The following is a 26,369-nucleotide window of genomic DNA, read 5'->3' as shown; positions in this document are numbered from 1 at the left end:
ATGTCCAGCAGCCCGGCGGAGACCTTGTGCAGCGTGTAGCAGGGGCGCTCAGACGGACTGCCGCGCCTCGACCCGGTCGATGGAACATCTCCTCGTTTCGCCCACCCGGCCGCTCCCACGTCCGACGGCCGGCGGCCCTGACGTGCGTTCTCCCCGCTGACTGCTCACCCGCTCGGCCGTCTGAACGCTCGCACTTGCCCGACCGTGTTCGCTCGTCTGACCGCTCGCGCACCGGCCTGGTTCGCCCTGGCTGACCTCTCGCGCATTGAGCTGCCGGAACCCTTCGCGCCAACCTCGTTCGCCCGCCCGACTGCTCACCCACCGGGCGGTCCGACCGCTTGCGCGCTGACCTCGTTCGCCCGCCGGGCTGCTCCCACCTCGGACGGTCGGCGGGTCTGACGCGTGTTCGCCCGTCTGACTGCTCGCCCTCCCCACTGCCTGACCGTTCACCAACCAGACCGTTTGCCCGCCTGACCGTGTTCGCCCAGCTGACCCCGCGCACACCGGGCTGTCCGGCCGCATGCGCGCCGGCTTTGCTCGCCGGGCCGGTCTCTCGCAGGTCGGGCTGCTGGCCGCTTGCGCGTTGACCTCGGTTGCCCGGCCGAATGCTCGTGCGCCAAGCATCTGTCCCGAGTGCCCCGCGCCATCGCAGGCGCCGCCGTCGGCTGGAACGCTCGTACAGCTCAATTACGTCCACCGCGGGGCGGTGAGCGGAATCGTCAAACGTTGGTCGTGATTTGCGGGGACAGCCGTCAGTGGCGTGCCGTTCGAGGGACTTGTCATCCCCGGCATCGGCACCGACCGGCTCATTGAACGGCCTGATCAGCAGCCTGTCCGCGCCTCCCGCCAGGAACGCACCACGTTGGAGAGAGCGGCGTCTGTGGTGTGCCGCCGGGCGCTGAGAGCGAGGCAGGTCCACCGAGCCGTGTCCCGGAGTGCTGGGGCAAATTTCGCTTGAGTGGGAGCGTGGCGGGTACCACCTCCGGATCGCACCACGTGGAGGAGGGGCGACGGTGACGGTGGACGGTGGTTCGGGGCAGGGTGCCGAGGCGGCGACGCGGCTGGTGTGGCGGCCGAGCGACGGCGCGGACGTCAGTGTCGTCGGGCAGGCTCGGGCGTGGTTGCGGGCGGCGTTGCCGGTGCTGGTCGGGAGGAGCGGTCGCGGGTATCTGCACGACGACACCGAGCTGTTGCTGTGCGAGCTGGTGACCAACGCGCTCGTGCACGGTGGGGGTGTCACCGCGGTCGAGTTGTGGCATGCGGGGAACGCGTTGCGGGTCGGTGTCCGGGACGGTGGGGCGGAGACGCCGGTCGTCCGTGACGTGCCGCCGGACGCGGACTACGGTCGGGGGCTCGCGCTGGTCGAGGCGCTCGCGAGCCGGTGGGGTGTCGACCGCGGCCATGCCGGGCCGGGCAAGTGCGTCTGGCTGGAGCTGACCGTGCACGACGCCGGTCAGCAGTCCGCGTAGGCGGCGCGGCCCTGACGCCCATCAACACCGAATATGGCCGCGCCGCGCGTGCGCGTCACCCGGTGGTGGCCGTCCCGCCGCCGCGGCCGGTCGCGTCCTGCAGTTCCTCGATCAGCTGGGACGCCTCGGCCTTGGTGAGGTCGGCGGGTGCGTCCTCGCCGGCCTCGCGGGCCAGGGTGTTCAGGTATGACTCCTGCGGCCCGGTCATCGGCTCGTCGCCGGTCACCCAGTCGGCGGGGTCCTTCTCCGGATTACGATCGGTCACGGCACTGCTCCTCTCGAACACCCGTCTGATTACCCGCTCCGGATCACCCAAACATCGACGGCGAGCGAAAGACCAGCCCCGGCGCGTGATGCCGGCAAAACATCGGGGATGCTGTCGGCGTGGAGTACGTGTCCAGAGTGCCGAGGCCGCCGCTGGACGGGCTGATCGACGACCTGTACTACCTGGAGGGTGTGCCGCCGTACGCGCGGCTGACGCTGCCGCCGATGCCGGGGGCGTTGCTCATCGTCAACCTCGGGGCGCCGTTCCGCATCCGGGCCGGCACCGACATCGAGACGGCTGAGCTGGCCGACGGCTGCGTCGTCACCACGCCCACCCGGGCGTTCGAGTTCGGCTACCCGGTCCCGACCCGGTCGGTCGGGGTGCACGTCAAGCCGTGGGGGCTGGCGCCGTTCCTGCCGATGCCCGCGGCCGAGCTGTGCGACCGGCCGGTGACGTTGGAGCAGGTCTGGGGCCGGGCCGCCACCGCTGAGCTGCGGGACCGGCTGGCCACGGCGGACGGGCCGCAGGAGATGCTGACGCTGCTCGAGGACGAGCTGATGCGACGGCTGAGCGAGACCGCCGGGCTGGGACTGGTCCGCCACACGAGCAACCTCATCGCGGCGACCGGCGGGGCGGTGACGATCGGCGACCTGAGCCTGGCCGCCGGTGTCAGCAGCACGCATCTGGCGCAGCGGTTCAAGGAGGTCATCGGCGTCACGCCGAAGCGGCTGGCGCGCACCCACCGCTTCGCCGCCACCGTGTTCGCGATCGACCCCGCCGGGCCGGTCGACTGGGGCGGCCTCGCCGGTGGCGCCGGCTACTTCGACCAGGCTCACTTCGGCCACGAGTTCCGGGCGTTCACCGGGCTCACACCGACCCGGTACGTCGAGGTCCGGCGGCGGTTCCTGCGCGAACACCCCGGCCACGTGATGAACAGCTGGCCGCTGCCGGCCGATTGATTTCTTACAAGAGCGGCCGCCCACGGCCCGCTAATTTGGGGGCACACCCAACGCAGAGGAGAGCCCGTGGGCAAGGTCGTCATGTACAGCTCGGTGTCGGTGGACGGCTTCGTCGCGGACGAGAACGACCAGCCCGGACCGCTGTTCGACTGGTTGGGAAGCGGTGACGTCCCGTTGGACGACAGCGGCGTGCTGAAGGTGTCGCAGACGTCCTACGACTACACCCGGCCCTACTGGGACCAGATCGGCGTCACCGTCGTCGGCCGCCACGTCTTCGACCTGACGGACGGCTGGGAGGGCAAGCCTCCGGGCGGGATCGCCCACGTGGTCGTCGTGACGCACCGGCCGGCGCCCGAGGGCTGGGACCCCGAGGCACCGTTTGACTTCGTCGACGGCGTCGAGGCGGCCGTGGCCAAGGCGCAGGAGCTCGCGGGTGACCGCATGGTCGAGGTCGCCGCCGGCGACGTCGGTGGCCAGGTCCTTGCCGCGGGCCTGGTCGACGAGGTGCGCATGGACGTCGTGCCAGTCGTGTTCGGGTCCGGCAAGCGCTACTTCGGGTCGGTCGACGCGCAGCACCTGCTGGAGGATCCTGACGTGGCGATCCAGGGCAACCGGGTGCTGCACGTGCGCTACCAGGTGCGCCGCTGACAGATCCGCGCGGCTACCCGGTCACGGAGTGCCCGCCGGCCAGGATCGTCTGATAGCGGCCGATGTAGCCGGCGTCCACGGCCGGCAGCGGCCCCTTGTCGTGCTCGGCGAACCACAGCTCGTTTTCCAGCCAGAACCGGCACAGGAACGTCTCGAACGACTCGCCGCAGAACACGAGCGCCTCGGGGCCGCCCTCGGCGTCCTCCGGCTCGTCGCCCTCGTCCGGGTCGTAGAACTCCGGTGAGCACAGCACGGCGTGGTCGCTGCTGTCGGCGGTGACGAACAGATACCAGAACAGGCAGCCCTGCTGGTCGGCGAGGAACCTGACCAGATGGCCGTCGGCGCCGGGTGCCCGGACCGGCGCCTCGCTGACGTCGACATAGCAGGCGGTGCACGACCGGACCCGCTGCTGCAGCGCCGGGTCGCCCAGGAACCGCACGAACGCGGGTGGCAGGGTGATGCCCGCCGCCGTGCAGGCCGCCTCCAGCGCCGGCAGCCCGGCCGCCGGCGCGGATCCGATCCCCCATTCGCCGGGTGCGGGCTGCGCGGCGAGCCACGCCAGGTCACCGGTCATCGGGAACGGCACCGGCGGCAGGTCCTCGAACGAATACCGGCCGTAGGTGTGCCACGTGTCCCGGCCGAGGCCCCACCAGAACGGACGAAACGGCGAATCCTCTGCCCGCACCGGACCTCCTCGCATCGATCTGAGGCCGTCAAGATAGCGCCGGGGTACGACAAAAATCAGCGGTGCGCCGCCCGCGTGGTGCGGCGGGTGTCCCGCCAGGCGATCCACGCCGTGCGCAGCCGCGGTGAGGTGACCGCCTCGCCGCGGCGCCGGGCCCGCAGCTGCCCGACCAGCCAGCCGGGTGCGGCGGCCCGCTCGACGGCGAGGCTCTTGGTGAGCAGTTCGCCGGTCCGCAGCGCGTACCGGCCACGCGCCATGGACGTGAGTCCCAGGTCCGCCATCATCGGGTCGAGGAAGATCCACGGCCGGCGCGCCGCCCACGTCCAGTAGCCGACGAGCTCGGCGCGGGCCGCGGCGCGGACGTCGTCGCCGGTCATGGCCGGCAGCAGCTCCCGCGGCTCGCGGCCGAAGGTGGCGTACCCGTGCAGCACCAGCTCGGCCCTGGTCACGCCGGACACGATGCGCCGCACCAGCTGCCCGTGCGTCCACGTCGGATGCTCCGCGTCGACGTCGCCCAGCGTGCCGGCGCAGACGTAGGCGCAGCCGAGGTTGACGCCCGCGGCCGTGGTCGCGTCGAGGCGCCGGTGCAGCGCGGTCAGCTCCGCCTGCCGGGCGTCGCCGACGGGTCCGTCGGTGACGGCGACCAGGTCGAGGTCGCTGACGCCCGGCACGTGGTCGCCGGTGGCGAGCGAACCCGCGACGAGCAGGTCGCTGACCCAGCCTAGGGACCGCAGCCCGGCGGCGAACCCGGCGAGGGCTACGGCGTGGTCGGGCATGTCCAGCGCACCATGTCGTACGGTCCCTTCAGGTCGAGGTCGGTCTCCTTCTGCGGCGGCATCAGGGTCCCGACCGCGGTGCCGCCGTCGGCGGTGATGCCGGCCGTGAGCAGCAGCGATGCCCGGGCCGGGTCCAGGATCGGCAGCGGCGTCGCCGTCCCGCCGCGCCAGACCGACGGCACACCGTCCTGGCCGCCGATCCCGATCATGACCCCGGTCGCGCTGACGGTGAGCGGCGCGAACCCGTGCAGCTTGTCGAACCCGCCCGACACCAGGTTCCACCGCAGGTATCCGGCGGGCGGGACCATGTCGAGGCCGGGTCCCGGCTGGACGTCGTCGTGCCCGCCCTGGCCGATCGCCCACGGGCCGGCCATCGCCGTCGCCCCGGCCCATGCCCTCACCTCCGGGTCCGGGATCGGGAGCATGCCGCCCGTCCCGCCGGCGTCCCACCGGAACGGCCGGGCGAGGACGTAGCCCGGTCGCTCGATCCGCACGGTACCGATGATGACACCGTCGTCGGAGATGGCGTTGGCCTCGTGCTGCCACCAGTCCGCCCGGCCGGACTCGAGCAGCTTGAAGCCACCGGCGGCCGGCCACAGCACCGGCAGGTCCTCGGTGCTGCTGCCGAGCTTCGGCAGGTCGTTGCCGGAGACGACGCCGACGATGTCGCCGTGCGCGTTGATGCCCTTCGTGGAACTGAACATCGTGCCCTGCGGGGTGGGCAGCATGCTGACCTTGCCGTCGCGGTACACCGCCGCCTGCCTCGTGCCGGTGCTGCCCGGGGCGGAACCGGCGACGACGCCACGGGTGTTGACCGCGGACGGGGAGAACGACCGCGCCGCGGCGGGCTGGCTGAGGACGCCGTCGGTCCACAGCAGCAGGCCGGTCGTGTTCGTGCCCGAGGAGTACCGGCCGACCGTGTACCTCCCCGACGGGTCGATCGTGGTCACCATCCGCCGGGCCGCGTCCAGCCCGGCCGGCGCGGGCAGCGCCTCGGCCGTGCACCGCAGGGGTGGCGCGGTCGGCCGTACCGCTGACGGCGACGGCTTCGGCGGGGCGGGCTGGGTGTGCCGGCCCGGCGCCGCGACCGCGACCCCGACGACGACCAGCGCGGTGACGACCCCGGCGGCCGCGACGATGCGCAGGCGCCGGTTGCGGACCTTCCGGCGGGCGGTGACGACCACGCCCTCGGCGCTCAGCAGCGTCGGCGTGACGTCCTCCCCCGCCGCGTACGCGCGCAGCGTCTCCTCGGCGCTCACAGGGAACTCCTCAACCGCAGCTCGCCGATGTCCCGCAGCGTGCGCAACGCCGCCGCGGTGTGGCTCTTCACCGTGTTCTCCGAGCGCCCGATCGCCGCCGCGACGTCGGCGATCGGCAGGTCGCACAGGAACCGCAGCACGATCACCAGGCGCTGCCGCTCCGGCAGCCGGCGCAGCGCCTGCCGGATGGCGAGCCGGTCGTCGACGAGCGCGGCGCCGCCCTCGACGGCCGCGTCCGGCGCCTCGGCCCGCAGGAAGACCTTCGCCCACGGGCGGCGCTGGTCGGCCAGGCAGGCCCGCACGACCATCGTGTGCACGTACGCGTCGAGGTTGTCCAGCTGCCCGCGCCGCGACCAGCGCCGGTACAGCGTCGTCAGCGCGTTCTGCACCGCGTCCTCGGCCCGGTGCCCGTCGCCGAGAACCAGGTACGCGGCCCGGTACAGCCTGGGCAGTCGCGACCTGACGTACTCGACGTACTCGCGCTCATCGTCGGCCTCCACCCGTGCAGTCCCCTTCCGCGGCCTTCCGTGGCCTCTCTGACCAGTAGATGCACGGCGATGCCGGAAAGGGTCAGTCCCCGGCCAATTCTGTCAACCGGCGATCCGGGGCCCTGAGAATGGGGGCATCCAGGTCGGTCACGAGACGGGAGCGGTCATGAGCCACAGCAAGAACTTCGGCGCCGGCCACAGCAAGAACGCCGGCAGCGCTGTGCTGGGGCACAGCAAGGACCTGCAACGGAAGGAGCAGGAGCAGCTGGTCCAGCGGATGCTCGTCGTCTGGGCGCACGCCGAGGTGATGACGTTGCGGGAGGCGCCGCTCGACGCGCTGGTGGGGATGGCGGCCCGGTCGGTGATCGTCCTCGGGGACACCGGGGTGCTCACCACCGACCAGAGCGCCGAGTTGCAGGGCCGCATCCAGGCGCTGCAGGTCCTCGCGGGGCCGGCCGAGTTCTCGATGCACGTGACGGACGCGCTGCCGACCGAGGTGTACGAGGCGCTGTCCGCCACGCTGCCGGACGCGAGCCTCGTGCGGTCGTGGAACGTGCTGCTGACGGCGCTGGTCGCGACGGCCGCGGCGCTCGGGCACGCGCTGCTCGGCCCGGCCGGCGCGGACATCGCGGCGGCGTTCGTGATGGTCGTGTTCCCGAACTGGATCGCGCCGCTCTGACGGCGCCGCCCGCGGCCCGCAGACCAAAGCCCGCAACCCAGGCCGCGGTCCAAAGCCCGCGGCTACCCCGCGGCGTCCAGCAGCCCCCGGACCGTCGCCGCCTCCGGGACGCCGAGCTGGGTGAAGAGGTCCAGGGCCGCCCGCCAGTGCTCGGCGGCCCGGCCGGGGTGCCCGGCGTCGGACGCGCAGCGGCCCTGCCCGTCGAGGGCGCGGGCCCGCTGGTACAGGTCGCCGGTGACCATCGTGGTGGCGTGGGCGGCCCGGTAGCTGCCGGAGCCGTCCTTGCCCGCCAGCCGGTGCAGGTGCCCGATGTCGATGAGGGTGGCCGCCTCGATGTCGGCGTCGCCGACCCGCCGGCCCAGGTCGAGGGCGTCGTGCAGCAGGGCGAGACCGTCGTCGTACGCGCCGAGATGGGCCAGGGCCAGGCCGAGACCGCGCCGGGAGTCGGCGAGACCACCGAGGTAGCCGACCTGCTCGCACGCGTCGACGGCCTGCCGGAAGTGCCCGGCCGCGTCCTGCCAGCGCTCCTCGCGGGCGGCGACGTCGCCGAGGTTGGCCAGCGCCACCCCGACGCCGGCGCGGTTGCCCGTGGTACGGGCCAGTTCGAGCGCCTCGGTGAGGACCGCGGTGGCGCGTTCGTAGCGGCCGAGGCGCACGCACAGGACGCCCATGTTGTTGGCGGCCCGCCCCATCGGCAGCCGCTGACCGAGGTCGCGATGGATGACGTACGCCCGTTCGTGCTGCTCCAACGCTTCCGCGAGCCGGCCGAGCTGCATGAGGGCGATCCCGTGGCGGTTCGCGGCGGCGGCCTCCCCGGCCCGGTCGCCGAGGTCGCCGAAGATGCCGGCGGCCCGGCCGAGCTCGTCGCCGCCGAGTTCGTTGTGCCCCTGCCGTACGTGGACGGCGGCCATGGCCTGCAGCGCGCCGGCGACGGCGGCCCGGTCGCCGAGGTCCTCCCCGATCGTGAGGGCCTGCGTGGCGGCGGCGAGGGACCCGGTGAGGTCGCCGGCGCGGCGCAGGACGTCGGCGAGCCGGCACAGCGCGGCGCCGAGCGGCCCGGTGTCACCGCGGCGGCGGGCGACCTCGATCGCGGTGCGCTGCAACGCGATGGCGTCGCTGTAGTGGCCGGCGCCTTCGAGGTACGCGTGCAGCAGCCCGGCGAGCTCGAGGCAGATCGCGGGGGTGTCCTGCGCGGCCGAGCGGGCGACCGCGACGAGTGACGAGCGGTGCCGGCGCAGCCAGTCGGTGCCGCCCGGGTCCGGGCTGGTGGCGCGGCGGCACGCGGCGGTGTAGTGCTCGAAGAGCCGCAGCCGGGCGTGCCGCCGCTCGGCTTCGGGGCGTTGCGCGGCCAGCTCGACGACGTAGTCACGCAGCAGGTCGTGCAGCCCGAAACTGTCACCGTGCCGTTCGATGAGGTGCGCGCGCAGCAGCTCGGCGACTGCGGCGGCACCTGCGGCGGGCCCCGCGCCGAGCAGCGCGGCGGCTGCGGCGTCGTCGAGGTGCCGGGCGGGGCTGAGGCCGAGCAGGTCGAACAGGGTCCTGGCGGGCTGGCTGAGCCGGCGCAGCGACCAGGAGAAGACGCTGCGCACGGCGGTGCGTTCGTCGCCGCCCGCGTCGAGCAGGTCCAGCCGGGCGGGCCGCCGGTCGAAGCGGGCGACCTGCTCGGCGAGCGCGAGGTTCCGGTCCTGGGTGACGACCTCGGCGGCGACGCGCAACGCGAGGGGCAGGTGCGCGCAGCGGGCGGCGAGGGCCCGGACCGCGTCGGGGTCGTCGCGGGCGGGCGCGCCGAGGAGCCGGGTGAGCAGTTCGGCGGCGGCCGGCTCGTCGAGGCGGTCGAGCAGGATACGGTGGGCGCCGGTGCGGGCGACGAGCCCGGGGATGCTGTCGCGGCTGGTGATGACGACGAACGTGGACGCCGTGCCGGGCAGCAGCGGCCACACCTGGTCGGCGGAGTGCGCGTTGTCGAGGACCAGCAGCAGCCGCCGGCCGGCGAGGTGGGAGCGCAGCAGCGCCGACTTCTCGCTCAGCTCCCGCGGCAGCGCCGACGCCTCCACGCCGAGGCGGCGCAGCACCGCGTCCGCGGCGGCCGACGGGGTGCGGGGCCGGCTCACGTCGTAGCCGCGCAGGTCCAGGTGGAGTTGCCCGTCGGGGTGCCGGTCGGCGACGGTGTGGCTCCAGGCGACGGCCAGGGTGGTCTTGCCGACGCCGGGCGGGCCGGCGATGAGCACGACGTTGGAGGCGTCCCCGGCGCGGGCGGCGGCGAGCGCGCCGTCCAGCAGCGCGAACTCGGCGGCCCGGCCGATGAACGGCGCCGCCGCCGCGGGCAGGTCGCGCGGGGTGACGTACGCGGGCGCCGGCGTCGCGGCGGGCGCCTCAAACCCGGTGTCCGTGTCGGTCGCGGCGAGCCAGGCGGCGCGGAAGTGCTCCGGGTCGCCGCCGAGAGTTTCGACGATGAGCTCCAGCAGCCCCCAGCGGGGTGGCCGGGGGCCGCTGAACGCGGTGGCGATGGTGGTGTGGCTGCAGCCGACCTCGGCCGCCATCTTGCGCAGGCTCGGCCAGCCGGCCTGATGGTGCAGCTGGTGCAGTTCGTCGAACAGGTCGGCGAGTGGTCCCGGTGGCAGCTGTGGCCGGGGCAGGGCACGCAAACGATCCTCCACGGACGGCTCCCCCGCAGTGTCCCCCGCCCGGGCCGCCGGTCGGCATCGGCCGTCCGTCCGCTCACCCGTTGGTGTCGGCCGCCGGACGTACGACGCCCGCATCGCCCGTCAGGCGGGGTTCAGGCGGGGTCCGGTGCCCGCCAGGTGTGCACGACGGCCGGGCAGATCCGGCAGGCGGCGGCGCCGCGCTGCGACCACCACCGGCAGGTCGCCCTGATCGGGCACGGCGCCAGGCCCGCATCCCGTCCGTCCCCATGACCTTCAGCGGCGGCGGCGGAGTCGGCGACGAGGTCGGCGACGCCGCAGCGCGAGCCGCTCCAGTGCCGGCACCGGGACGTGACGCACGGCCCGGCGAACCGCATCCGGGCCTCCGGCACCCGTTCGCCGGCCCGCGCCCGCTCCACGAACGTCGCGTCGATCTCCAGCGGCGGGCGGAGCCCGGCGAGGGTGCCGTCGGGCCGGACGATGCCGAGCAGGAGGTTCCCCGGCGTGCACGAGCTGCTCGGGCAGGTCCGCGCGGGCTCGCCGGGCACCGCGCCGCTCATGGCCCGACGATCCCGCCGGCCGGGCCGCCCTCGAACCCGCCGGGTCCCTCGACGGTCCCGTCCGGGAAGAACGGCCCCTGGCCGGGCTGGAACCAGATGCCGAGCAGGAACGGGATCTCCGGCAGCTGGAACTCCTCCGGGCCGTCCTTCGACGGGCCCGCCGCCGGCCGGGACGGTTGCAGCGGGATCTGCAGCAGCCGGGGGCCGAGGTCGATGTCGGCGAGTTCGTGCAGGACCGTCCGGCGGACGGCGGCGGCGATGCGCTCCATGATCTCGTCGGGCAGGTCGCCCTGGACGATCGCGCGGACACCGGTGACCTGTTGCGTGCTCATGTCCCCTCCTCGGGATTGTCATGGGTGTACGACGAGGGCGTAGCCCTGGCCGGGGTTGCCGACGTGGACGGCGGTCGCGGTGACGCGCACGGTCCACCGGCCCGGTGCCGGGTCGCGGACCAGGACCCGCTGCACCGGCTCGATCCGGTGCGGCGCCGCGCCCGGCACGGAGAACCCGTCGCTGAGCGCGTTGCCGCGCAGCGCCGGGCCGCCGCCGGGCGGGACGACGGTGAGTTCGAGGGTGTTGACCGCCGGGTCCGTCGACCCGGCGAGCCCGGGCGGGTCGGTCCACACGAGCGTGACCCGTAGCGGACCGGCGGTGGGCGGGAGGTCGACCTCGAGGTCGGCGCTCTCGCCGGTGTCGAGCCCGGCGGCGTGCCGCACGTCGCGCACCCACAGGGGTCCGCGGAGCGTCTCGTCGACGCGGACGGCGCCCCAGCCGCCGGTGCCGCCCGGGTACGGCCCGTCGCCGTCCCGCACGCAGCCGCCGGCGAGCACCGCCCGCAGCAGCGCCGACGTCGGCGTCAGCGGCCCGCCCGGATGGCGGCCGTCCATGAAGTACTGCCGCACGAGCGTGGCCAGGCCGGCGACCGCGGGCGTCGCCCAGCTGCTCGCGCAGATCGTGGTCAGGCTGCCGAAGGCGATCCTGTCGAGGGCGGTTCCCGCCGCCGTACCGGCGACGGTGGAGCGGATCGAGCAGCCGGCCGCCATCACGTCCGGTTTCTGCCGGCCGTCGGCGGCCGGTCCGGTGGCGCCGTCGCCGAACCCGGCCGGTGCCGGACCCCGGGACGCGGCGACGCACAGGACGTTCTTGGCGGTGCCGGGCGGCCCCATCCGCTCGTCGCGGTTCCCGGCCGACCCGACGACCAGGTGGTCCTCGTTGTTCCAGGCGAACGTGTCGAGGTCGGCGGCGAGCTGGTCGTACTGGATCGCGGGCTCGTCGTGCCAGCTGTTGGTGTGCACGTGCGCCCCGTCCGCCGCGGCGGCCGCCAGGTACGCGAGGATGCCGGCGCGCTCGAGGTCGTCGGTGTTGCCGTAGGTGAGGCGGGCACCCCACGCGACGCCCCGGTCGGGGTGCGCACCGGGGCGGGCCGGGTCGTCGCCGGCTGCGATCCCGGCGACGAACGTGCCGTGCCGCGCGGGCCGCTCGCCGGCCGCGTTGCGGTAGCCGGTCACCTTGCGGTGCGCGGGTCCCGGCTCGTGCCGGTCGTCGGCGAAGTAGCCGTGCCGCAGGTCGACCGGGCTGTCGATGACGCCGATGACCTGGCCGGCGCCGGACAGCCCGAGCTGCCACAGCGCGGCGACCCACGCCCGGGCCGCGGCCGGCGGCGCCGTCACCGGACCGGTGTCCAGTTTCGCCTCGCCGACCTCGTCGAGCCAGCGGACGTCGTCGAGCTCGGCGATCCCTTCCAGGGCCGGCTCCGGCGCCTCGAAGCGGATCTTGACGGTGCCGCCGTGGGGCCGGTCGTCGAGGACGACCGGCTCCACCGCGCCCAGCCCTTCCAGCGCCCTCAGCACCGTTGCCACGTCCGCGTCGTCGAACAGGGCCGTCTCGTGCCGGCGACGCAGCCGCCTCGTCAGTGTCCTGCTCCCGCGGGTGGCCGGGCGGCGCAGCTCCGCGGCGAACGGAGCGACCGCCCGGACCAGCGGGTCCGCCTCGAGCGCCGGAATCCGGCCGGCCGGGACGCTCTCCAGGTAGGCGCCGTCGGGCACGTAGTCCGTCAGCGTCAGGCCGTGCTCGCGCCGGACCCGGTCCCGCTCGTCGCGGGTCAGCGGCCGGCGGAACTGCACGACGCTGCGGACCCCGGCACCCCACGAGCGGCCGACCACGCCGCCGGCCGTGGCCGCTGCCGCCGGGTCCATGGTGCGGCCGGCGTGCCGGATCAGGTGCGGCTGGTCGGTCATCGCTGCCTCCGGGAATCGTCGTCGGGTCCGGCTCAGCCTGACGCGCCGGCGTCGACCGGGGAACCGGCGTCACCCGGCGAACCGGCGTCGACCGGGGCGCCCGCGTCGGGGTTCTCCCCGCCCTGCGTGACGTTCCAGTAGATGGCGTAGCCGACGAGACCGAGGTACGCCGCGAAGACACCGCCGATGATGAGCGGCGCGACGTCCTCGCTCTCGTCCTGCCCGCTGTCGAGCAGCCGCGCCAGATGGTCCAGCGCCGGACCCTGCGCGGCGAACGGGTAGCCGACGACGCCGGGGTTGGCGAGGCCGGGCGGGAAGGCGACGATGCCCGGGCTGGCGATGACCACCGCCGCGCCGAGGCCGGCCGGGCCGGTCGGGTCGGGCACGTCCACGCCGAGCTGGCGCAGCGCCTGGCGCAGCGCCTCGGACGCCAGGTATTCCGAGACGCTCTGCAGCCACACCTTGGCCTGGTGCGGGTCGGACCCGGGCACCGGCCGGAAGCGCAGCAGCATGCCCGCGCGGATCGTCAGCTCCCGGATCTGCTCGTCGGTCAGCGGTTTCGCCTCGACGGTCGTCATGAGTTCCTCCTCGTGCCGGCCGGACCGCCACCGCGGCGATCCCCCTGCATCGAGCCTCAGCCGTCCGGGCCGGCCTTAACGGAACTTGACACAACTGGCCGCCCCCGGCCAGTCCCGGCGCCCGTCACATGAACTGGAACACCGGCGGGAAGATCAGCACGACGATCCAGGCCCAGGCGGCGTAGACCGGCAGGTGGCGGGTCTGCCAGCGCTCCAGGGCCGCGAACCCGCTCCGGCGGCGGATGAAACGCTGCAGCAGCAGCGCGGACCCGGCGAGATTGACGAGCAGGATCACGTTCTCGCCGAGGGCGGCCGCCTTGTTGGGGGTCGTGCCGAACTCCGCGACCCTGCCGGTGATCTCGATCAGCACCAGCGCGTCGATGGCCAGGGCACTGACGACCAGCGCGAGCTGCAGCTTGTCGAACGGTCCGGGCGGGGCGAGCGGGTCCCGCGCCGAGATCGAGTACAGCAGCAGCCCCAGGACGACGACCAGCAGCAGGTCGAACAGGATCAGCGCCTCGCGCCGCACGTCGATGCGGGCCGCCGTCACCCCCACGGCGATGAGGAACGCCAGCAGCACGGCCGTGAACAGCGGCGTGAACAGCCGGGTCAGCACCGGCGCGATGTTCTCCACCACGCTCTGCTTCGCCTCGACCAGCCAGCCCGCGACGACCACCGACGCCATCGCCCCGCACGGCACCAGCCACTGCGTGATGAACCGCTCCGGCCTGACGCCGATCGCCTCGAACGTGCCGGCCAGGAACGCCGTCAGCACCCCGCCGCCGAGCGCGATGAGCACGAAGTAGACGAACACCTCACCGGTGAAGCGGATGAAGTCCATGTGCCGCCGCGGCGACCGCCAGTCGTCCGCGACATACGCGAGCCCGACGACGAGCCACAGCGCGATCGGCAGGTGGATGCCGGTGACGACCACCGACTGGGACTCCTCGCCGAGCGGGTAGACGTTGGCGGCGACGGTGCCGAGCGCGAACAGCCCGGCGATCACCGCGATCAGCCTCGGCGGGGCCTGCCGCCGCCAGGCGAGGAACCCGGCCAGCCACGGCAGCGCGAACAGGCTGAGGTTGGTCGCGTAGAACACGCCGTCGTCGTCCAGGTCCGCGCCGAACAGCTGCGGCACCTTGAACGTCGCCGCGGCGCCGGCCGCGCAGCCGATCATCACCCAGAGCGCCCTGCGCGACTTCGTCGCCGCGGGACCCGGCTCGCCGGTCAGCACGAGCTGCTTCCACAGCCGCTCGGAGTGCTCGCGGGCGAACTCGCGGGACAGCTCGTCGAGACTGCCCATCCGCTTCACCGCGACGAGGAACGCCTCGTCCTCGCTCAGCCCGGCCCCGACGAGCTCCTCCACGGACCCGCGCAGATGGTCCTCGAGCTCGTCGGCGTCGGCGCCGCGCAGCTCCCGGCGGCGCTGGACATAGTCGCGCCACTGCGCGATCTGCGCCTCGAGGTCGCTCATGCCGGCACCACGGTCGCGCTCAGCGGTCCCTGACCGTCCCACACCGCTTTGAGCGCCTCGACGACGGTGCCCCACTGGCGGCGCTGCTCGGCCAGCTCGGCCAGGCCCTGCTCGGTGATCCGGTAGTACTTGCGGCGCCGCTCACCGGTCACCGCCTGCCAGCTCGCCTCGACGTGGCCTTGCCGCTCGAGGCGGTGCAGCAACGGATACAGCAGCCCCTCGGTCCAGTCCAGCTCCCCGCCGGACAGCTCGTTGATCCGCTTGAGGATGGCGTAGCCGTAGCTCTGCCCCTCCGCGAGAATCCCGAGCACCATCGGCGTCGCCGACGCGGCCACCAGATCCTTCGCCACCTTCACCGTGCTCACCCCGCCCCGGTACACCTAGAAGTGCAATGCATCGTACTGCTAGGTAAATCGGCGCCGCAACGGCCGATCCGCTCACTCGTACTGCCGGCGGGCGCGGGGCAGGTCGCGGAAGTAGCGCAGGTTCTGGCAGATGTCGCAGGCGCACACGCCGGTGGCGATGAGGCCGGTGATGCGCTCGCGGTCCTCGCCGGTCGCCGACAGGGCGAGGACGGGCTCGTCGAGGTTGTAGAAGCGCAGCTCGTGGTCGCCGGCCGGGGTCGCGGTGGCGGTCGCGTGGCCGAGGCGCTCCTGGCCCGGGCCGGTGAAGTGGTGGAAGAAGACCTCGCCGGCGCCACCCGCCAGCTGCCGCCGCAGCGCCTCCTCCACGTCCCCGCCGACCGGCGGGGTCAGGTCCACGCCGTGGCGGGCGGCGACCTGCGTCAGTGCCGGCCAGCGGTCCAGGACGGTCATGGCCGCCCAGTGCCGGCAGGCGCGCATCTCCACGACGCACAGGCCGGCCGCGTCGCCGAACGAGTACAGCAGCCCGCCGGACGTCGCGGACCAGGTGCCGTCGGCGAGACCGTCGGACTCCTGGAAGTGCAGGTAGTGCGAGAGGATCTCCTCGCCGGCCGACGAGTCGGCCAGCCGGGACATGCGGTCCGCCAGGATGTCCCAGACCTCGCGCAGCAGTGCGTCGCCGTCCGCCGGGGTGCCGGCGAAGCCGATGTGCAAACCGAGAGCGCCCACGGGGCGACACCGTACCGGGGCGGTCGCGGCGGACGCGGGCGGGCCGTGCGGTAGCATCGACGTCGCACGATGCCATGGGAGCCGGGCCGGTGCAGTCCCCCCGCACGCCCCTCTCCCATAGGAGTTCGCGCTCATGTCGTTGCGTTCCATGTTGTACGCCACCATCGCCGCCGTCGTCGTCGCGGCTTCCTTCGTCGCGGCCGGGCCGGCGGCCTCGGCGGCGGCGCCGGTGCGGATCATGCCGTTGGGCGACTCCATCACCGCCGGGCCGGGATGCTGGCGCGCCAAGCTGTGGCAGCGGCTGCAGACCAGCGGATACACCAACATCGACTTCGTCGGCGGGGTGTCCGACGGCGGCGGCTGCAATCCCGGCTACGCCTACGACTTCGACCACGAAGGTCACGGCGGCTTCTCCGCGACGGGTATCGCCGACAACAACCAGCTGCCGCCGTGGCTCGCCGCGGCCCGTCCGGATGTCGTACTGATGCACCTCGGCACGAACGACATGTGGGGCGGGTACATCCCGACGGCGGCGAAACTGACGGCGTTCACGAAACTGGTCGGGCAGATGCGGACGCAGAACCCGGCGGTGAAGGTGATCGTCGCGCAGATCATCCCGATGAGCGCCGGCGCGTGCGCGACGTGCCCGGCGGACGTGGTGGCGCTGAACTCGGCGCTGCCGGGCTGGGCGGCCGGCCTGACGACGGCGCAGTCCCCGGTCGTCGTCGCCGACCTCTGGACGGGCTTCGACGCGGCCACCGACACGGGCGACGGCGTGCACCCGAACGACGCCGGCTTCCAGAAGATGGCGAACGCGTGGTTCCCCGTGCTCGCGCGGGTCCTCGGCGGCGTGACCCCGTCCCCGTCCACATCGGCGTCGGCGTCCCGGTCGGCGTCCGCGTCGCCGTCGCCGTCCCGGTCGGCGTCTCCGTCCGCCGGGTCCCGGTGCGCCGCGGAGTACCGGATCACCTCGCAGTGGGGCGGAGGGTTCCAGGGCGAGGTCACCGTGCGCAACACGTCGGCGGCCGCGGCCACCGGCTGGACGGTCACCCTCGGCTTCACCGGCGGGCAGCAGGTCAGCCAGGCCTGGAACGCCACCGTCACCCAGGCCGGGACGACCGTGACCGCGCGCAACGTCTCGTACAACGGCGGCCTGCCACCGGCCGGGTCGACGTCGTTCGGCTTCCTGGCGAGCTGGAACAACACCACCAACCCCGCCCCGGCGGTCACCTGCACCCTCACCTGACAGGCCAGAGTGCCGCCACGTGCCGGCCCGGGGATCGGATGGGTCCGACCGATCACCCGGGCCGGGCCCATCCGTGCGTCGCGTGTAATGCCGAAGGACGCAAGCGGAAACATTCGGGGTGGACGCTGCGCGGTGTGGAGATCCTGGTGGTGACGGCGGTGACGCAGCCGGTCCTCGTGCCCGCGGCGCGGGTGTTGCCGGCCCTGGACCTGTTGGCGCACACGCGGCGGGTGGCCGGGTTCGACGTGCGGGAGTGCGCGACCGGGTCGGAGCCCGACGTGATCCTCGTGGACGCGCGGCGGCAGCTGGCCGAGGCGCGGAGCTTCTGCCGGACGTTGCGGGCGTCCGGGCTGCGCACGCCGGTGCTCGCCGTGGTCGAGGAGTCGGGGCTCGTGGCGGTCGCCTCGGACTGGGGCATCGACGACGTGGTCCTGGCCGGTGCCGGGCCGGCCGAGGTGGAGGCGCGGCTGCGGCTGGCCACCCAGGCCGCGAAGGCCGCGGTCCGGGCCGCGAACAGCCAGATCACCGCGGGCGCGCTGAGCATCGACCCCGACACGTACGCCGCGAAGCTCAAGGGCAGGGCGCTGAACCTCACCTACAAGGAGTTCGAGCTGCTACGGTTCCTGGCCCAGCACCCCGGCCGGGTCTACACCCGCGACCAGTTGCTGCGCGAGGTGTGGGGGTACGACTACTTCGGCGGCCACCGGACCGTGGACGTGCACGTCCGGCGGCTGCGGGCGAAACTCGGCAGCGAGTACGAGTCGATGATCGGCACCGTGCGGCAGGTCGGCTACACGATGGTGCTGCCGGCGCGGACCGAGACCGAGCTCGAGATCGCCGACCTGCAAGCGGCGGTCCTGCAGCACGCGTGAGCCGGTGCCGCAGGTCACACCGGCGGGTGTCACGTTCCGAGGGCGGCGCGCGTCCTTGGACGCATGTCTGCTGCTTACGTCACGCTCACGATCGTCGCCGCGTTCCTCACGGGGAGCGCCGCCGTCACGTACCTCATCGGCCACGAATACCCGAAGGCGCAGGCCGACCTGAAGCGGATCCCGCGGAAGTTCGTGCCGGTGCTGGGGGCGCTGCTGGCGGCGGGGTCGCTGGGGCTGCTCGCCGGGTTCGCGGTGCCGGTCCTCGGGACGGTCGCGGCGGCCGGGCTGGTGCTCTACTTCTGCGGGGCCCTCGTCGCGCACCTGCGGGTCGGGTCGCGCAACCTCGTCGGATGGGCGGTGTTCTTCGTGACGGTGGCCGCCACCCTCGCGGTGAACGTGGCACACAACTGGTGATGTGACGGCGGGCCCGTGGCCCACCGGAGGCGCCCATGGTCCGCACACCATGGGCGCGCCGTCGCCTGCTCAACGTGCTCCAGCGTATGGCGTCGGCGGGGCGGCGGCACCCGAATGCGAAAGATCTTGCCGGGCCGCGGCGCCGGCATAACCGCCGGCACGCCGGGTAGCGTGCCGCGGTGAACGCAGGGACGAGTGAGCCACGCGTGGGGATCACGCCGAACCTCTTCGGCATCGCGTACGGGCTGACGGGCCTCGCCGGCTGCTGGGGCTACGCCGCGGTGCTTGGGTTCACACCCGCGCTCGTCTCCGACGTCCTGTGCGTGCTGGCGGCCGCGGTGTGGCTGACGCTCCTCGCCGGTTACGTCGTGCAGGTGCCGCGGCGGCCGGGCGGCTGGCACGCCGAACTGTCCCACCCGGTGCTGGGGCCGTTCGTCGCGCTGATCCCGATCGTCGGCATGCTGCTGGCCATCGGGCTGATGCGGCACGAGCGCGCGGCGGGTCAGTGGCTCTTCGGGGTGTTCGCCATCCTCACGATCGTGCTGGCCGGGTGGATGACCGGCCAGTGGATCGCCGACGGGCTCGACCTGGACAAGCTGCACCCCGGATACGTGCTGCCCGCCGTCGCCGGAGGGCTCATCGCCGCCATCGGCGCGACCCTCGCCGGCTGGTCCGGCCCCGCCCGGGTGCTCTTCGGCCTCGGCCTCGTGTCGTGGCTGGCCATCGAGGCGATGACGCTGGCCCGGCTGTACTTCCGTCCCCCGCTGCCCCCGCAGCTGCAACCCACCATGGCGATCCTGGCGGCCCCGCCCGCCCTCGCCGGCCTGGCGTACCTGGCCATCACCCACGGCAAGGTCGACGCCGTGGCCTTCGGGCTCGCCGGCTACTCGCTGCTGGCCGCGCTCGTCCAGCTCCGGCTCATCAGCGTGTACCGCCACCTGCGCTTCAACGCCGGGTTCTGGGCGTTCGCCTTCCCCTACGCGGCGGTCGCCACGTTCGCGCTGCACTGGGTCGCCTACGCGCACCCGCCGGGCTACCGGGTCTGGGCCTGGATCGTCGTCCTCGCGATCACCGCGTTCGTCGTCGCCCTCGCGGCGGAGACGACGGCGGCGCTCGCCCGGCACCGCTTCCTGCCGCAGCTGCGCTGACGTCCCACGCCGCGAGCGACCGTGCTCACCGGCCGGCCCGCACAGCTCCGGGCGAGCGGCTCAGGTCCGCGGCGACCCGGCCGATGAGCAGGGCGTGATCGTGGGCCTGCTGGAGCGGCTCGACGAGCAGTCGCGCGCACGGCTGCTCGCAGAGGCGTTCGAGCACAGCATGATCGCCAAGGCCGTCGCGAGCCTCGAGCCGGACACCTTCGGGGACCTGATCGAGGCGAACCCGGCGTTCTGCCGGCTCGTCGGGTACTACCGCGACGACCTGGTCGGGCGGTCCGCCTGGGCGCTGTTCGAGTTCGCCGAGCGGGACGCGGTGATCGTCGGCCTGCACGCCCTGGCCGCCGGTGACCTGCACGAGCTGGTCATCGACCGGCAGCTGGTGCGCAAGGACAGCTCCCAGGTGTGGGTGACCACCCGGGCGGTCGTGACCCATGACGCGCACGGTGCCCGGTACGTGGTCACCGAGTCGATCGACAGCACCGACAGCCACGCGCTCGCGCTGAGCGAGGCGCACGCAGAGCGCGAGTCCGATCGGCTGCGGACCACGATCGCCGTCCAGCGGGAGGTCACCGCCGCCGCCGGCGACCGCGACATGGTGCTGCAGCTGATCGCCGAACGGTCGCTGCAGGTGATCCCGGCCGGCGACGCCGCCGTCGTCAACCTCCTCGACGAGCATCAGACCGCCCTGCACCTGGCCGCGGCGACCGGTGCGATCAGGGCCGACCGCCCGCCGCTGCCGCTGCGCGGCTCCCTCGCCGGCCTCGCCATGCGCACCCTGAGCACGCTGCGGTGCGACGACACCCACGCCGACCCGCGGGTCGCCGCCGCCGTCAGCCGGATGGTCGGGGTCCGGTCGCTGATCGTCGCGCCGCTGCTCACCGCCGACGGGCCGCTCGGGGTCCTCACCGTCAGCAGCCGCGACCCGGGCTCGTTCTGCGACGCCGACGAGCAGCAGCTGAGCCTGCTCGCGGACGCGCTCACCGGCGCGCTGCGGCACGCCGACGACGTCGCCCGTAACCGGCAACTGCTGGAGCGGGCCACGGCCGCCAACGCCGCGCTGAAGGCGCAGCGGGCCGAGGTGCAGGCGGCGTTCGACCGGCTCAACCGCAGCGAACGCCGCTTCGCCGAGGTGTTCGACCACAGCCCGGTCGCGAACATGGTCGTCGGGCTGCGCGGCCCGGACCGTGGCAGGATCACGCTCATCAACCCGGCGTTCAGCCGGCTGCTCGGGTACACCCCGGAGCAGGCCCAGGCGATGCCGGTCCCGACGCTGCTGGCCCGGCCGAACCCGGCGTTCGAACCGGCGCTCGCGGCCCTCGCCGACGGCGAACAGTCCCGCACGGTGCAGGAGTCGGTGCTGCGGCACCGCGACGGGGCCGTCGTCTACGTCTCCAGCCACACCTCCGTCATCGCCGACGCCGCCGGTCCGGCGTCCGCGGTCGTCCAGCTGCGCGACATCACCGCCGAACGGGCCGCGGCGCAGCTCAGCGAGCGGGCGTTCCAGCGGCTGCGTGACACGCTCCTCGTGCAGCGGGAGGTGACCGCCGCCGCCGGCGACCGCGACGCCGCGATCCGGGTCGTCGCGGAGCGGGCCGTGCACCTGTTCCCCGCCGCCGACGGTTCGGTCGTCGAGCTCCTCGACGGCGACGCCCTCGTGTACGCGGCGACCGCCGGCAACCTCACCGACGCGCAGGACGTCCGGGTCCCGGTCGTCGGGTCGCTCAGCGGCTCCGTCCTGGCCGAGGGCGCCCCGGCGCACTGCCGCGACACGACCATCGACCCGCGCGTCAACCAGGCCGCCTGCGACCGGCTCGGGATCGGCGCGATGCTCATCGCCCCGCTGCACGCCGGCAACGACGTCATCGGCGCCCTCAAGGTGTCCGCGATCCGGGCGCACGCCTTCGACGACACCGACGAGCAGCAGGTGTCGCTGCTCGCCGACAGCCTCAGCTCGGCGCTGCGGCACGCCGACGACGCCGCGCACAACGCCGCCCTGCTCGCCGAGCGCACCGCCGCGCTCGCCGCGCTCGAGGCCGCGGAGACCCGCTTCAAGCTGGCGTTCGTCAACTCGCCCCTCGGCCTGGTCATCGTCGGGCTCGACGACGACACGTTCGGCGGCTACCTCGACGCGAACCCGGCGATGAGCACCATCACCGGCTACAGCCCCGCCGAGCTCGGCACCATGACCTTCCTCGACCTGCAGCACTCCGACGACGCCGCCGGCAGCCACGCCGTCATCACCGCCATCAAGCACGGCGAACAGGACACCGCCGCCCTCGAGTGCCGGTACCTGCACAAGGACGGCCACGTCGTGCACGTGGCGCTGCGGGCCGCCGCCATCCGCGACGAGACCGGCCGGGCCCGTTACCTGGTCACGCAGGTCGAGGACATCACCGAACGCCGGGCCGCCGTCGCGCAGCTGCGCCGCCAGGCGACCCTGCTGGAGCTCATCCCGGCCGCCGTCATCGTGCGTACCGTCGACGGCGGCATCGTCTGGTGGAACCAGGGAGCGGCGGACCTCTACGGCTGGTCCCTGCCCACGGTCCTCGGCCGCAGCTCGCACCGCCTGCTCGGCACGGTCTTCCCGGCCGGCACCACCGAGGCCGACCAGGTCGGCGCGCTGCGGCGCGACGGCCGGTGGGACGGCCAGCTCGACCACGTCACCGCCGCCGGCAACACGGTCACCGTGCTCAGCCGGCAGGTCCTGCAGGCCGACCTCACCGGCACGGTGCTCGAGGTCAACACCGACATCACCGCCCGGCGGGCCGCCGAACACGCCCGGGACCTCGCCACCGAGGCGCTCACCGCCCGCAACGCCGAGCTGGAGGAGGCCAACCAGCTCAAGCTCGACATCATCGGCATGCTCGGCCACGAGATCGGCAACCCGCTCGCCGCGATCCTCGGCTACACCGAGGTCTTCACCGACGACTGGCCGACCCTCGACGACCGGATGCGGACCAAGGTCATCGACGGGATCAGCCGTCAGGCGCACCGCCTCGACGACATCGTCCAGGAGGTCCTGGACATGGTGCGCATCGAGGCCGGCACCATCCACGCCGAGCGGTCGCCGCTGCCGGTGCGGCACCAGATCGAGACCGCCCTGACCGGCGCGGACGCCGAGCACGTGCCGATCACCGGGCAGGACGCCGAGGTGCTGGTCAACGAGGGTCACCTGCAGCACATCCTGACCAACCTGCTGTCCAACGCCGCGAAGTACGGCGGCGGGGCGTCGTGCGTCGAGATCACCACCATCGCGCGCACCGGCCGCGTCCGCATCCACGTGCGCGACGAGGGACCGGGCGTCCCGGAGGAGTTCCGCCGCCGCCTGTTCGAGCGGCTGACCCGCGCCGACCGCGACGCCAGCAAGGTCAAGGGCACCGGGCTCGGCCTGTACATCGTGCGCAACCTGGCCCAGGCCAACCACGGTGACGTCACCCACCAGCCGAACCCCGGCGGCGGCTCGGTCTTCACCGTCGACCTGGAGGCCGCCGATTCTGGACTGGCAGGTCCAGTTTTGTAGCGGCACAGTCGGTGACGGCGGCCGGTCCTGGCCGCCCGCACCGCGAGAGGACCGCATCATGCAGCACTACTACCTGCTCGGCCGGTCAGGGCTCCGGGTCAGCCGGCTGGCGCTCGGCACCATGAACTTCGGCGTCGGCGGCTTCCACGCCGCGTACGGCAGGACCGCGGAGCAGGCCGAGCCGATCTTCCGCCGGTACGTCGAGTCGGGCGGCAACTTCGTCGACACCGCCGACTTCTACACCGCCGGTGAGAGCGAACGCATCCTCGGCCGGCTGATCGCCGCCGCCGGCGTCCGCGACCGGCTCGTGCTGACCAGCAAGTTCACCAACACCGTCGACCCCAGCGACCCCAACGCCGGCGGCAACGGCCGCAAACACATGGTCCGCGCGCTGGAGGCGTCGCTGCGGCGGCTCGGCACCGACCATCTCGACCTGTACCTGCTGCACACGTGGGACCGGATCACCCCGGTCGAGGAGGTCGTGCGGACGTTCGACGACCTGGTCCGCGCCGGGAAGATCCGCTACGCCGGACTGTCCGACGTGCCCGCGTGGTACGCCGCCCGGGCGCAGAGCTACGCGGAGGCGCACGCGCTCACCCCGATGATCACGGTGCAGCTGCCGTACTCGCTGGCCGCCCGCGGCATCGAACCCGAGTACGTCGCGATGGCGCAGACGCTCGGCATGGGTCTCACCGCGTGGAGCCCGCTCGGCGGCGGCCTGCTCACCGGCAAGTACCGGCGCGGCGAGGGCGGCCTGACCGGCGAGGGCCGGCTCGCCGACAGCCCGGTCAAGGACGCGGACTGGAAGGTGCTCGACGCGCTGGAGCACGTCGCCGGGGAGCTGGGGCGCAGCATGGCGCAGGTCGCAATCAACTGGGTGGTCAACCGGCCGGGTGTCGCGTCGGCGGTCATCGGCGCGAGCAGCGTCGAGCAGCTCGACGGCAACCTGGCCGCGCTCGACTTCGAGCTCCCCGCGCCCCTGCGGCGGCGGCTGGACGAGGCCGGCGAACCGGCGCTGGTCCCGCCGTACGTGATGTTCACGCCGCGGTACCAGTCGTGGATCGTCAGCCCCGGCCTCGGCATCGGCGACAAGCCCGCCGGTTACGCGCCGCCCGTGTTCAACGGCGCGTGACCGGGCGGGCGAACCGGAAGGATGGGGTGATGACGGACGACAGGCCCGGGATCGTGGCCGCCGCGGGACCGGACACATGACGCTGACGAGCAAAGGCGCGCAGACCCGGGCGCGGATCGTCGCCGGCGCCGCCGCGGAGATCCGCGAACGCGGCGTCGACGAGGTCCGCCTCGAGGACGTGATGGCCCGCACCCGCACCAGCAAGAGCCAGCTCTTCCACTACTTCCCGTCCGGCAAGGAGGCGCTGCTGCTCGCCGTCGCGCGGCACGAGGCCGACCGGGTCCTCGCCGACCAGCAGCCGATGCTCGGCGACCTGACCTCCTGGCCGGCGTGGGAGCAGTGGCGCGACCGGCTCGTCGCGCGCTACCGCGAGCAGGGGACCCAGTGCCCGCTCAGCATCCTGCTCGGCCATGTCGGCCGGCGTACCCCGGCGGCGCAGGCCATCGTGACCGGCCTGATGCACCGCTGGCAGACGGCGATCGCCGACGGGATCCGCCAGCTGCAGGCGACCGGTGGGGTCCCGGCCGCCGTGGACGCCGACCGCACCGCCGCGGCCGTGCTCGCCGGCATCCAGGGCGGCGTCCTGCTCCTGCTCGCCACCGGCCGGACCGACCACCTCGAAGCGGCCCTCGACCTTTCCCTCACCGCCCTCCGTGCCGGCGCGGCGGTCCGGGCGTGAGCCGGGCGAGGTGTCAGTCGACGGCGGTGCCCTCCAGCTCGACCAGCTGCCCGGGGATCGCCAGCCGCGTCACGCCGAGCATCGTCGTGGCCGGCGCCGCCCCTGCCGCGCCCAGCCGCGCCGCCAGCACGCCGTACTGCGGGAACAGCAGGTCGACGTCGGTGGTGTAGACGTTGAGCCGGACCAGGTTCGCCAGGGACATGCCGGCGCCGCCGAGCACCGCCTCCAGGTTGTCGAGGCTCAACGCCAGCTGCGCGGCCATGTCACCGTCGTGCCGCGGCCGGCCGTCGCCGTCCATCGACGTCTGCCCCGAGCAGTACAGGGTCCGGGTCTGCCCGGAGACGAGCTCACCCTGGTTGAACCCGAGCTCCACCGACCAGGTCCACGGGTTGACCGACGATCGTCGCACTGTCACATCTCCACTCACTCGTCGCCGACGTCCTGCGCGTCGTACGGGACGAGCCTCGCAATGAATGACGACATCCTGTGTCGTGTATTCCGGTACGGTTCCCGGATGCGCGCCGACCGCCTGGTCTCCCTGGTGCTGCTGCTGCGCCGGCGCGGCCGGTTGTCCGCGGCGAGCATCGCGCGGGAGCTGGAGGTCTCCACCCGCACCGTCCTGCGCGACATCGAGGCGTTGTCGGCGGCGGGTGTGCCGGTCTACGCCGAGCGCGGCCGGCACGGCGGGTTCACGCTCCTGCCCGGCTTCCAGACGGAGCTCACCGGCCTCAACCACGACGAGGCGCTCGCGCTGCTCGTCGCCGGCTCCCGCAGCGGCGCGCAGGCGTTCGGGCTCGGCTCGGCGCTCGCGTCGGCCATGCGCAAGGTCGTCGACGCGCTGCCGGAGAGCTACCGGGCCACCGCGGCCGGCGCCGCCCAGCGGCTGCTCATCGACCCGGACACCGACCTGCTCGCCCGCCGTCAGGCCACGGATGACGTGCCCGGCACCGTCATGGCCGCGATCCGGCGGGCGGTCCTCGCCGGGCACCGGCTGCGCATCCGCTACGCCCCGGTGGACCGGTCCCCGGCATGGCGCACGGTGGACCCGATCGGCCTGGTCACCGTCCGCGAGCAGGGTTACCTGCTGGCGACGCGGGCCGGCGAGGACCGCACCTACCGCCTGTCCCGGGTCCTGGCCGCCGAGGAGCTCGCCGAGCCCGCCCGGCGCCCGGACCGCGTCGACCTGGACCGCGCCTGGCAGGAGCGCAGCACCCGCTTCCGCACCGGCGGCGACCAGGTCGTCGTGCGGCTCAGCCTGCACCCGGCCCGCCGCGACGACCTGGTCGCCACCGCGCTGGCCGTCCTCACCGAGGCGCCCGAGGCGGACGGCCGGCTGCGGATGGAGGTCGCGTTCCAGGACTCCAGGCACGCCGAATGGGCCCTGTGGCAGCTCGCCATGAGCGCCGAGGTCCTTGCCCCGCAATGGTTGCGCATGTCGCTGCACCAGCGGGCCACGGCCGTCGCCGCCCGCTACCGGCCCGAGCCGGACGCCGCCGGCACCGGCGGGTAGTCACGCGGCACCGCCGGACGCGACGGCGT

General features: G+C 73.7%; 26 protein-coding genes. 12 read left to right on the top strand and 14 right to left on the bottom strand.

Translation table 11 applies throughout. The annotated features are described in order from the left end of the window. Nucleotides 1–1,013 precede the first annotated feature (1,013 nt). Nucleotides 1,014–1,469 (top strand): ATP-binding protein, encoded by a 456-nt coding sequence (locus ACZ6TV_RS16760; RefSeq protein ID WP_465298066.1) that lies wholly within the window; start codon nucleotides 1,014–1,016, stop codon nucleotides 1,467–1,469. Between the two features lie 55 nt (nucleotides 1,470–1,524). On the opposite strand, the gene ACZ6TV_RS16755 is transcribed toward ACZ6TV_RS16760, so the two are convergent. Continuing rightward, nucleotides 1,525–1,734, bottom strand: a complete 210-nt coding sequence (locus tag ACZ6TV_RS16755) for a DUF3072 domain-containing protein (protein ID WP_465298065.1) — start codon at nucleotides 1,732–1,734, stop codon at nucleotides 1,525–1,527. A 119-nt stretch (nucleotides 1,735–1,853) separates the two neighbouring features. Here ACZ6TV_RS16755 and ACZ6TV_RS16750 point away from each other — a divergent pair, with 119 nt between their 5' ends. Next, the gene (locus ACZ6TV_RS16750; protein ID WP_465298064.1) at nucleotides 1,854–2,693 is read left to right on the top strand and encodes an AraC family transcriptional regulator; all 840 of its coding nucleotides are present in this window, start codon (nucleotides 1,854–1,856) and stop codon (nucleotides 2,691–2,693) included. 66 nt (nucleotides 2,694–2,759) lie between these two features. After that, nucleotides 2,760–3,341, top strand: coding sequence for a dihydrofolate reductase family protein (locus ACZ6TV_RS16745; protein WP_465298063.1), 582 nt, complete (start codon nucleotides 2,760–2,762; stop codon nucleotides 3,339–3,341). A 13-nt stretch (nucleotides 3,342–3,354) separates the two neighbouring features. Here the strand turns inward: ACZ6TV_RS16745 and ACZ6TV_RS16740 are convergent, their stop codons facing one another. The 4 genes from ACZ6TV_RS16740 to ACZ6TV_RS16725 are packed head-to-tail and all read right to left on the bottom strand — an operon-like array spanning nucleotide 3,355 to nucleotide 6,561. Continuing rightward, nucleotides 3,355–4,026 carry a hypothetical protein gene (locus ACZ6TV_RS16740; protein ID WP_465298062.1) on the bottom strand — a complete coding sequence of 224 codons (672 nt, stop codon included), beginning with the start codon at nucleotides 4,024–4,026 and terminating at the stop codon, nucleotides 3,355–3,357. Nucleotides 4,027–4,082: 56 nt separating this feature from the next. Further along, a complete protein-coding gene (locus ACZ6TV_RS16735) occupies nucleotides 4,083–4,802 on the bottom strand; it encodes a nucleotidyltransferase domain-containing protein (RefSeq protein WP_465298061.1) in 720 nt (239 codons plus the stop codon). After that, nucleotides 4,784–6,061: a hypothetical protein gene (locus tag ACZ6TV_RS16730; protein ID WP_465298060.1), complete on the bottom strand. Its 1,278-nt coding sequence runs from the start codon at nucleotides 6,059–6,061 to the stop codon at nucleotides 4,784–4,786. The genes ACZ6TV_RS16735 and ACZ6TV_RS16730 overlap by 19 nt, the downstream gene beginning before the upstream one ends. Then, the gene (locus tag ACZ6TV_RS16725; RefSeq protein ID WP_465298059.1) at nucleotides 6,058–6,561 is read right to left on the bottom strand and encodes a SigE family RNA polymerase sigma factor; all 504 of its coding nucleotides are present in this window, start codon (nucleotides 6,559–6,561) and stop codon (nucleotides 6,058–6,060) included. The genes ACZ6TV_RS16730 and ACZ6TV_RS16725 overlap by 4 nt, the downstream gene beginning before the upstream one ends. Nucleotides 6,562–6,715: 154 nt before the next feature. Between ACZ6TV_RS16725 and ACZ6TV_RS16720 the strand changes: the two genes are divergently transcribed. Further along, the gene (locus ACZ6TV_RS16720; RefSeq protein WP_465298058.1) at nucleotides 6,716–7,228 is read left to right on the top strand and encodes a hypothetical protein; all 513 of its coding nucleotides are present in this window, start codon (nucleotides 6,716–6,718) and stop codon (nucleotides 7,226–7,228) included. A gap of 62 nt (nucleotides 7,229–7,290) precedes the next feature. Here the strand turns inward: ACZ6TV_RS16720 and ACZ6TV_RS16715 are convergent, their stop codons facing one another. The 8 genes from ACZ6TV_RS16715 to ACZ6TV_RS16680 form a co-directional block, all read right to left on the bottom strand. Then, nucleotides 7,291–9,885, bottom strand: coding sequence for an ATP-binding protein (locus ACZ6TV_RS16715; protein ID WP_465298057.1), 2,595 nt, complete (start codon nucleotides 9,883–9,885; stop codon nucleotides 7,291–7,293). A gap of 119 nt (nucleotides 9,886–10,004) precedes the next feature. Further along, nucleotides 10,005–10,430 (bottom strand): hypothetical protein, encoded by a 426-nt coding sequence (locus ACZ6TV_RS16710; RefSeq protein ID WP_465298056.1) that lies wholly within the window; start codon nucleotides 10,428–10,430, stop codon nucleotides 10,005–10,007. Then, nucleotides 10,427–10,762: a hypothetical protein gene (locus ACZ6TV_RS16705; protein ID WP_465298055.1), complete on the bottom strand. Its 336-nt coding sequence runs from the start codon at nucleotides 10,760–10,762 to the stop codon at nucleotides 10,427–10,429. Before ACZ6TV_RS16705 ends, ACZ6TV_RS16710 begins: the two co-directional genes overlap by 4 nt. A gap of 18 nt (nucleotides 10,763–10,780) precedes the next feature. Further along, complete coding sequence (locus ACZ6TV_RS16700; protein WP_465298054.1) at nucleotides 10,781–12,667, bottom strand: S8 family serine peptidase; 1,887 nt, start codon at nucleotides 12,665–12,667, stop codon at nucleotides 10,781–10,783. A gap of 32 nt (nucleotides 12,668–12,699) precedes the next feature. Beyond that, nucleotides 12,700–13,245, bottom strand: coding sequence for a hypothetical protein (locus tag ACZ6TV_RS16695; RefSeq protein WP_465298053.1), 546 nt, complete (start codon nucleotides 13,243–13,245; stop codon nucleotides 12,700–12,702). A gap of 124 nt (nucleotides 13,246–13,369) precedes the next feature. Further along, nucleotides 13,370–14,719 (bottom strand): permease prefix domain 1-containing protein, encoded by a 1,350-nt coding sequence (locus ACZ6TV_RS16690; RefSeq protein WP_465298052.1) that lies wholly within the window; start codon nucleotides 14,717–14,719, stop codon nucleotides 13,370–13,372. Then, nucleotides 14,716–15,075 carry a PadR family transcriptional regulator gene (locus ACZ6TV_RS16685; protein ID WP_465298334.1) on the bottom strand — a complete coding sequence of 120 codons (360 nt, stop codon included), beginning with the start codon at nucleotides 15,073–15,075 and terminating at the stop codon, nucleotides 14,716–14,718. Before ACZ6TV_RS16685 ends, ACZ6TV_RS16690 begins: the two co-directional genes overlap by 4 nt. 81 nt (nucleotides 15,076–15,156) lie before the next feature. After that, nucleotides 15,157–15,810 (bottom strand): hypothetical protein, encoded by a 654-nt coding sequence (locus tag ACZ6TV_RS16680; RefSeq protein WP_465298051.1) that lies wholly within the window; start codon nucleotides 15,808–15,810, stop codon nucleotides 15,157–15,159. Between the two features lie 133 nt (nucleotides 15,811–15,943). On the opposite strand from ACZ6TV_RS16680, the gene ACZ6TV_RS16675 reads away from it, so the two are divergent. The 7 genes from ACZ6TV_RS16675 (at nucleotide 15,944) to ACZ6TV_RS16645 (ending at nucleotide 24,830) form a co-directional block, all read left to right on the top strand. After that, the gene (locus ACZ6TV_RS16675) at nucleotides 15,944–17,056 is read left to right on the top strand and encodes a cellulose binding domain-containing protein (RefSeq protein ID WP_465298050.1); all 1,113 of its coding nucleotides are present in this window, start codon (nucleotides 15,944–15,946) and stop codon (nucleotides 17,054–17,056) included. Between the two features lie 134 nt (nucleotides 17,057–17,190). Further along, a complete protein-coding gene (locus tag ACZ6TV_RS16670; RefSeq protein ID WP_465298049.1) occupies nucleotides 17,191–17,928 on the top strand; it encodes a response regulator transcription factor in 738 nt (245 codons plus the stop codon). Between the two features lie 63 nt (nucleotides 17,929–17,991). Then, nucleotides 17,992–18,342 (top strand): DoxX family protein, encoded by a 351-nt coding sequence (locus ACZ6TV_RS16665; RefSeq protein ID WP_465298048.1) that lies wholly within the window; start codon nucleotides 17,992–17,994, stop codon nucleotides 18,340–18,342. Nucleotides 18,343–18,548: 206 nt separating this feature from the next. Next, entirely contained in the window at nucleotides 18,549–19,490 is a 942-nt protein-coding gene (locus ACZ6TV_RS16660) for an SLAC1 family transporter (RefSeq protein WP_465298047.1), read from the top strand. A gap of 94 nt (nucleotides 19,491–19,584) precedes the next feature. Continuing rightward, a complete protein-coding gene (locus ACZ6TV_RS16655; RefSeq protein WP_465298046.1) occupies nucleotides 19,585–23,019 on the top strand; it encodes a PAS domain S-box protein in 3,435 nt (1,144 codons plus the stop codon). Nucleotides 23,020–23,077: 58 nt separating this feature from the next. Beyond that, entirely contained in the window at nucleotides 23,078–24,151 is a 1,074-nt protein-coding gene (locus tag ACZ6TV_RS16650) for an aldo/keto reductase (protein ID WP_465298045.1), read from the top strand. Nucleotides 24,152–24,227: 76 nt separating this feature from the next. Then, nucleotides 24,228–24,830, top strand: coding sequence for a TetR/AcrR family transcriptional regulator (locus ACZ6TV_RS16645; protein ID WP_465298044.1), 603 nt, complete (start codon nucleotides 24,228–24,230; stop codon nucleotides 24,828–24,830). A gap of 13 nt (nucleotides 24,831–24,843) precedes the next feature. On the opposite strand, the gene ACZ6TV_RS16640 is transcribed toward ACZ6TV_RS16645, so the two are convergent. Continuing rightward, nucleotides 24,844–25,239 carry a RidA family protein gene (locus ACZ6TV_RS16640; RefSeq protein WP_465298043.1) on the bottom strand — a complete coding sequence of 132 codons (396 nt, stop codon included), beginning with the start codon at nucleotides 25,237–25,239 and terminating at the stop codon, nucleotides 24,844–24,846. Between the two features lie 105 nt (nucleotides 25,240–25,344). Between ACZ6TV_RS16640 and ACZ6TV_RS16635 the strand changes: the two genes are divergently transcribed. Beyond that, nucleotides 25,345–26,340: a helix-turn-helix transcriptional regulator gene (locus ACZ6TV_RS16635; protein ID WP_465298042.1), complete on the top strand. Its 996-nt coding sequence runs from the start codon at nucleotides 25,345–25,347 to the stop codon at nucleotides 26,338–26,340. The last annotated feature ends 29 nt before the right edge of the window (nucleotides 26,341–26,369 follow it).

The sequence above is a fragment of the Dactylosporangium sp. NPDC051087 genome (assembly GCF_055586325.1).
The sequence above is the reverse complement of the archived record's forward strand: the minus strand, read 5'-3'. Positions and strand labels throughout refer to the sequence as shown.